1 protein-coding gene is annotated in these 8,355 nt (G+C 71.0%); it reads right to left on the bottom strand.

Annotation, left to right across the window (positions count from 1 at the left end):
• Positions 1–56: 56 nt before the first annotated feature.
• The gene (locus ACLBW1_RS13800; RefSeq protein ID WP_447812403.1) at positions 57–8,228 is read right to left on the bottom strand and encodes an amino acid adenylation domain-containing protein; all 8,172 of its coding nucleotides are present in this window, start codon (positions 8,226–8,228) and stop codon (positions 57–59) included.
• Between the last annotated feature and the right edge of the window lie 127 nt (positions 8,229–8,355).

The following is an 8,355-nucleotide window of genomic DNA, read 5'->3' as shown; positions in this document are numbered from 1 at the left end:
GCGGTGGGTGGCACGACGAGGTTCCGGCGCGCCGGGCACGCCTGTTCCGGTGGTCGTCACTCCCGGCCGGTTCCGTCCGACGACGACCCGTGGGGAGGCGAGGCGTGGGTGCCCGCGACACCGGCGACGCGGCGGGCGTTGGACTGCAACTGATCGAGGGCCTCGTCGAGGATGTGGATGTCGCCGCCACCGAGGACCGGCACCACCGTGGTCAGCGCGACGGTGAGCGCGGTGTAGGCGTCGCCGTCGGGCAGCGTGATCTGCATCGCCGCCGCCATCGAGTCGATCTCCCCGAAACTGACCGTGGTGCCGTGCAGATCGACGGCGACGGCGTCGGGGTCGACCGACGAGGCGACGGCCACCAGGTCGGGCAGCTCCTCGACCTCGGTGACGGGCTGCGGCGTGGGCGCGCTCTCGAGTTGGAGGTCTCCGACCACGCGGTCGGGATGGGCGCCGACGTCGGCGAGCAGACACATCCAGCGGTCGACGAGTCGCCGCACGGTCGCGTCGTCGAAGAGGTCGGTCGCATAGATCATGCGGCCGGTCATCTCCCCGCCGACCGCACGTCCGGTGGGGTCGGTCGGGAACAGGATCAGCTCGAGATCGACCTTCGCCGAGACGGTCTCGGTCATGCGCGGTGTGATGCGCAGCCCCTCGACCTCCACCACCGGGAACTCCAGGTTCTGGAAGGCGAGCATGACCGAGAACAGCGGGTTGTGCGTGCCCCCCGCCTGTCCCGCACCTGCATTCCCCGACACCTCGGCGACGATGTCGTCGAACGCGACATCGGCGTGGGCCATGTCGGTGAGATCGTCGGCGCGGACACGGTCGAGCAGATCGGTGAACCGCTCCCCCGGCTCCACGGCGGTGCGCAGGGCGAGGGTGTTGACGAACATCCCGACGAGGTCGTCGAGCGCCTCGTCGGAACGGCCGGAGAACGGTGTGCCGATGACGATGTCGCCACGACCGCTCAACCGCGACAGCAGCGCCGCGTAGGCGGCGTGGACCACCATGAACAGGGTGGTGCCCGTCGAACGCGCGACGGCCGTCAGATTGGCGACGACGTCGGCCGGGATCGTGAGTTCGACGGCCGCAGCGGCGTCGGACAGCGCGGCGGGTCGGGGACGGTCGGTCGGCACCGCGACCGGGCCGGGGGCGCCGCGCAGCCGTCGTGCCCAGTGCTCGAGTTGGCGCTGCGACCGCGACACCCCGTCGCCGACAGGTGCGGCGAGTCGCTCGCGATGCCACGACGCGTAGTCGGCGTAGTGCAGCGGCAGCGCAGGCCAGCTCGGCGGTGTCGCGTCACGGCGGGCGAGATAGGCGCGCACCAGATCCCGTCCGAGCGGGTGCAACGACACCCCGTCGGCACTGATGTGCTGCACCACGAAGATCAGTTCGTGATCCTCGGGACCCCGGCGCACGACCGCCGCCCGCACAGGCAGCTCGGTGGTGAGGTCGAAGCCGCGGTCACACAGCTCGCCGATCGCGACGGCCTCGGCGTCGGTGTTCTCGGTGTCCGGGTCCACGAGGATCACCGGGACCTCGACGTGGGAGGCGACGAGTTCGGCGGGCAGGATCACCTGGGCCGGTTCTGATCCCACGAGCGGATAGATCGTGCGCAGCGTCTCGTGCCGCGCCACGAGGTCGACGACCGCCAGGCGCAGTGCGTCGACGTCGAGTGCGCCGGCGAGGTGCAGCGACAGCGAGATGTTGTGCGACCCGGAGGTCGGATCGGCGCGGTTGACGAGCCACATGCCGCGCTGGGCACCCGACACCGGCACCACCTCGGAACGACGACGGGTGGTCAGCGGCGGCGCGTCGTCGCCCGCGGCCGCCGCCCCTATCCCGAAGGCACCGGCCCCGAGTGCGCCGACGAGGGTTGCGACACTGGGGTTCTCGAACAGGATCCGCAGGGGGACACGGCGATCGAGCAGCCGCTCGAGTCGGGAGACGACCTTGGTCGCCGACAACGAGTTGCCGCCGATCGCGAAGAAGTCGTCGTGGACACCCACCCGTTCGACCCCGACGACCGACTCCACGACACCGGCCACGATGGTCTCGAGTTCGCTGCGCGGGGCGACGAAGTCGTGTCCGGAGCGCAACTCGACCGGGGGCAGTGCCGAGCGGTCGACCTTGCCGGAGCGGTTGCGCGGCAGGTCGTCGATCACCATCACGGTGTGCGGCACCAGGTGCGCGGGCAGGTGCCGACGGGCGTGGTCGATGATCTGTTCGGGGATGACCACCGCCCCGGCATGCGGCGTGACGTAGGTGACGAGCACCGTCTCGCCCGCTCCCGACGTGGCCCCGACACTCACCGCGCGGTCGATGGCCGGGTGGCGACGCAGGACGCCGTCGATCTCACCGGGTTCGATGCGGATGCCGCGCAGTTTGATCTGGAAATCGTTGCGGCCGTGATAGACCAGCGCACCGTCGCGGTTGTGGGAGACGAGGTCGCCGGTGCGGTACATGCGCTCCCCGGGCAGGAACGGGTGTGCGACGAAGCGTGTCGCGGAGAGCGCAGGGCGTTCGTGGTAGCCGCGGCCCACACCGGCGCCGGCGAGGTACAGCTCGCCGATCACCCCGGTGGCCACCGGGCGCAGCCAGTCGTCGAGGACGAGGGCGGCGAACCCGGGGACGGGACGACCGATGGTGACGAGGGCGCCCGCACGCAGCCGTGCCACCGTGGTCCAGATGGTGGCCTCGCTGGGCCCGTACATGTTGAACAGCGACCGGTGCGGGGCGTCGAGCTGCTCCACCAGTTCCGGCGGGACCTTCTCGCCCGCGAGACCCAGCAGCGTCAGCTCGGTGAGTGCGGTCGTGTCGAGGGTCGCGGCGACCAGCGGTGTCACCACGGCGTGGGTCACCCGGTGGCGGACGAGCAGCGCGGTCAGCTCGTCGCCGGCGAACACCTCGGGCGGACTGATCACGAGTTCGCCTCCGGCACAGAGTGCCATGAGGATCTCGTAGACCGAGACGTCGAAGCTCGGCGACGCCACGTGCAGGTATCGGCCACCCGGGTGGGCGCCCATGATGGAGCGCTGGCCGTCGACCATCGCGGTGAGTCCGGCGTGGGTGATCGCGGCGGCCTTGGGTCGCCCGGTAGAGCCTGAGGTGTAGAGGAGGTATGCGAGGTCGTCGATGCGTACCGGTCGGCGGATCTCGTCGTCGGTGACGGGTGCACCGCTGTATCCGGCCAACGCCAACTCGAAGGCGACGTCGTCGATCGCGACCCACGACACCGATGAGGCGGAGCCCTCACCGGCGTTCTCGCCGAGGGCGTCTCGCACCGTCAGCCCGAGGACGGCGGCGCTGTCGGCGACGAGTTGCGCCCGCCGGGCGGGCGGGTTGGCGGGGTCGATGGTGACGAACGCGGCGCCGGTCTTGGCCACGGCGACCAGTGCGGCGACCGAGTGTGCCGAACGACCGATGCCGATGGCGACGACGTCCCCGGGCCCGATTCCACGCGCGATGAGTTCGCGGGCCATCTGGTTGGTCCAGGCCTCGAACACCGACCAGGCCATGGTGATATCGCCCGACACCGCGGGCGCGTCGGGGTCGGCGACGCGTGCGCCGGTCGCGAGGAGTTGTCGCAGAGGCTGCGTTGACGGTGACATCAGTGGCGGCGCGGCCAGCGCGGCGATGCGGTCCGGCGTCAGGAGATCGATCCGTCCGACCGGCCGGGTGGGCGCATCGACCATGGTCTGCAGCACCCGCTGCAGTCGATGGCCCAGGTCGATGGCGGTTGCGCGGTCGAACAGGTCGGTGGCGTAGGTGATCTCGAGCCGGTAGGTGGCGTCGGCCCCTCGGTCCGCCGACTCGGTGAGGGTCAGCGTCAGATCGTATTTCGCGGCACGGACACGCGACTGTTCGACCAGCGGGATCGCGCCGACCTCCTCGAGGGCGGCCAGCGGGTCGACCTGCATCGTCAGCGCGACCCCGACGAGAGGCAGATGTGATGAGCGGCGTTGCGCGACGGCGTCGACGACCCGCTCGAACGGGATGTCGCCGTGGGCGATCGCCCGTGCGGCGGTGCGGTGCGAGGAGGCGATGTGGTCGGCAATCGTCACCGTCGGGTCGACGTGGGTGCGCAGCACGACGGTGTTGACGAACATCCCGACCAGTCCGGCGGTGGCCGGGTCGTCGCGCCCGGCGACGGCGGTGCCGATGCAGACGTCGTCGGTGCCGGCGAGACGACCGAGGACGACGGCCAGCGCGCTGTGCACCACGGCGAACGGCGTCACCGCGAGGTCACCGGCGAGGTCGCGGACACCGGTCGCGAGTTCGGCGGGGATGACGGCGTCGACGTGATCGCCGGCGCCGCTGGGGATCTGCGGCCGCGGACGGTCGGTCGGCAGGGTCAGGATCTCGGGTGCGCCATCGAGTTCGGCGCGCCAGAAGTCCAGTTCGGCGCGGGCGGCCGGGGTCGGTTCGTCGGCGTCACCGAGGCGTGCGCGGCTGCGCAGCGTGACGTCGGCGTACTGCAGGGCCGGCGGCGCGAAATCCGGTGCCCGGTGTGCACGTCGCGCCGTGTACGCCGTCATCAGATCGGCGAGCAGCGGCGGCAGCGACTGACCGTCGGCGGCGATGTGGTGCACCACGAGGACGACGACGAGATCGGCTGCGCCCGTGTCACTGTCGTCGCCCCGATCGGGTGCGGGCTCGGGGTCGGCGACGCCGGGGTGGTCGTCCTCGGCCGCGGTGGGGACGCGCAGCAGCCGCGCACGGACGGGCAGCTCACGGGTGAGGTCGAAGCCACGGCCGACGATCTCGCCGATCGCGTGGTCGAGCCGGGCGGACGCGACGGTGACCACGTCACCGATGTCGGCGGTGACGACAGCGACCGCGTCGGACACGTCGGCGATCTCCTGTGCCGGTTCGCCGTCGACCGACGGGAAGCGGGTGCGCAGGATCTCGTGACGCGCCACCACGTCACCGACGGCGGCGATAATGGCGTCGGCGTCGGCGTCGGTGTCGCCGGGCAGCCGCAGGGCGATGGGCATGTTGTAGGTCGGTTCGTGCGGTGCCATCCGGTTGATGAACCACAGGCGGGTCTGCGCCGGCGACAGCGGCAGGACCGCGGGCCGTGTCATGAACACCGCATCGATCTCGGGGACCTCGGACACGTGCAACGTCCGGTCGGCGAGTTCACCGATGGTCGCGGCGTCGAAGACGTCGGTGAGGGCGAGGTCGAGGCCGTGGCGGGTCCGCAGCGTCGAGACCAGCCGGGCGGCGACGAGCGAGTCGGCGCCGAGCGTGAACAGGTTGTCGCGCATGCCCACCCGCTCGCGGCCGAGGAGTTCGGCGATCGTCTCGGCGAGCGCGACCTCGATCTGCGTCTGGGCCTGGGCGTGCTCGACCCCGGAACGGACCGTCGGTTCGGGCAGCGCGCGGCGGTCGACCTTGCCCGACTGCGTGATCGGGAACTCGTCGACCACGACCACGGCGCCGGGCACCATGTGCGCAGGCAGCCTGCGCCGGGCCAGCGCCATCACCCGGTGTTCGTCGTGCGCGGCGGCGTCGCCGCGCAGGTAGGCGACCAGCAGGGGCGCGGGCCCGAGATCGGTGCGGGCGATGACCGTCGCCGCATCGACCCCGTCGACGGACTCGAACACCGACTCGATCTCGCCGAGCTCGACACGTTGCCCACGGATCTTGACCTGGTGGTCGCTGCGGCCGAGGTATTCCAGCTCGCCGGAGTCGTTCCAGCGCACCAGATCACCGGTCCGGTACATGCGGTCACCGGGTGCGCCGTAGGGGTCGGCGACGAACCGTTCGGCGGTCCGGTCGGGCACGCCGAGGTAGCCGAGGGCCAGCTGGCGACCGGCGATGTGCAGTTCACCGACGACGCCGACCGGCACCACCCGCAGCGCGGGGTCGAGGACGTGGACGTCGGTTCCGGCGACGGGCCGACCGATGGGCACGGTCTCGGCGCGTGGGTCGACGGTGTGGGCGGTGACGTCGACGGCGGTCTCGGTGGGGCCGTACAGATTCACCAGCGTCGCCGACGACCCCGCGAGCAGGCGCCGCGCCGCCGTGACCGACAGGGCCTCACCGGAGGTGAAGACCTGTCGCACCGACGCGGGCAGGACCGGATCGGCGTCGAGGTACACATCCAGCATGGCGGGGACGAAGTGGACGGTGGTGACACCGTGGCGGGTGATGGTCTCGTGCAGGTACCGCGGGTCGCGGTGGCCCCCGGGTCGTGCGATGACCATGCGGGCACCGGTCATCAACGGCCAGAACAGTTCCCAGACCGAGACGTCGAACGTGGTCGGCGTCTTGTGCAGGATCGCGTCCGTCGCCGACACCGGGTGGTCGGACTGCATCCACCGTAGCCGCGTGAGCACCGCGGCGTGGTCGACCACCACGCCCTTGGGCGTGCCCGTCGATCCCGAGGTGAAGATGACGTAGGCGGGGCCGGCACCCACGAGGCGATCGTCCCCGTGCCGCACCCGATCAGCGGCCGGGCGATCCTCCATCCACGCACGGTCGATCGTGACCCTCGGCTGTACCGCGTCGGCGATCGCCGCGCGGCGGTCCTCGGCGTCGTCGGGGTCCACCGGGACGTACACAGCACCCAGGCCGAGCACTGCGTACACCGCGCACACCGCGTCGATGCCGCGATCGAGCGCGATGATCACACGGTCGCCCGGGACGACACCGGCGTCGGCGAGCAGTGCGGCCAGTCTTCGTCGCCTGTCGTCGAATCCGCGGTAGGTGAGCACGGTGTCGTCGGTCACCAGCGCCGGCGCGTCCGGGGTGCGCTCCACCTGGCGGAGAAAGGGCGCCAGCAGGTGGGTGTCGGCGTCGGCGTCGGCGGATGGATCGGACTGGGACACGGCGTTGTTGCGTCCGAGCGCCAGAACCGTGTCGTGTTCACCGGGCAGCAGCAGCTCGAGTGTGCGCACCGGCCGGTCGAGATCGGCGAGCAGTCGTCCGACGTACACCAGGAGGCGCGTGAGGTGTTCGTCGAGTTCGCTGCGGGAGTACAGGTTCGGGTTGCCGTGCAGGTCGACGACGAGCCGTTCACCGGGGCCCGCAGAGTAGAGGTTGACCCGGAGGTCGTCGAGGATCCCCGAGGACAGGATCTGGTAGTCGGTGCGCGCACCGACGATGGTGATCGGTCGGTCGAAGAACACGAGGTTCACGATCGGGCCGAAGGAGGCCGCGCTGGCGTCGGTGAGGCCGGCGTGGCCGCGGATGTCCTCGTACCGGTAACGCTGGTGGCGCAGGACGCCGGTCAGTTCGGTCTGCACGTCGCGGATCAGCGCACGCCCGGAGATGGTGTCGAGGTCACGGGCCCGCACGGGCAGCATGTTCGACACCATGCCGCTGGCACGCTTCATCTTCGCCGCGGCACGACCGGTGACGGGAAGGCTCAGCACGACGTCGTCGGTGCCCGTCATCGCGGCGAGGTACGCGGCGAACGCGGCGGTGAGCACAGTGGCGACGGAACTCGATGTCGCGGCGGCCGCGGCCTCGATCGCCTCCTGCGTCCTGCGATCCAGGCGCGTGCTGGCCACCACGTTCGCCGGGGAGAGTCGCGCCGAGGTCGCACGACGGGCCAGTGTGGCCCGCTCGGGCAGGTCCGCGACCCGCTCGACCCAGTGCTCGCGGTCACCGGCCCGACGGGTGCTCTGCGTGTAGGCGGCGTCGTCGGCGGCGACCTCGGCCAACGATGCGCGGGGTGGGTGGACGTACTCGTCGCCGCGCGACATGGCGTTGTAGCGGTGCACCGCCTCGTGGAGGCTGTTCAGCGCGGAGTATCCGTCGAACGCGATGTGGTGTCCGCGCAGGTACCAGAGCGCCCGGTCGTCGGCGACGCGGATGAGGCGGGAGATCGCGATCGGATCGCGGGTGAGATCCATCGGGCGGCGGTGGTCGGCGGTCATCCACGCCTGCGCGGCGGCCATGGGGTCGGGCTCGGTGCGCAGATCCAACTCGGTCACGTCGAAGTCGATGTCGGGATCGACGACGACCATCGGGACGTCGTCGACGAGTTCGATCCGGGTGTACGCCGATTCCAGCGAGCGTGCGGCCTCGCGCACGGCGCGACGGAACAGGTCACGATCGAGCGGGCGGTCGACGTCGGTGATGTCGAGGTAGTGGGCGACGGTGACCGAGTAGTCCCGCTGCAGACTCTCGGCGAACCACATCCCCCGCTGCGCCGCGGTCAGCGGGATGCCCTCGGGGATGCGGTCATCTCGACCGCTCTCGTCGGGGCTCACACCCCCGTCGCTGTACGCGCACATGGTTGGTTCATCGTTTCTGTCGGGACCTACGTGACCGATTGCTCGGGTCGATTTCTCCACGCATGCCCCCGCCTGCGCTTTCCGGCTCGGTCAGCATACCGAG

The organism is Williamsia sp. M5A3_1d (assembly GCF_053345315.1).
Note: the sequence above shows the minus strand (reverse complement) of the source record. Positions and strands in the feature narration are given on the sequence as shown.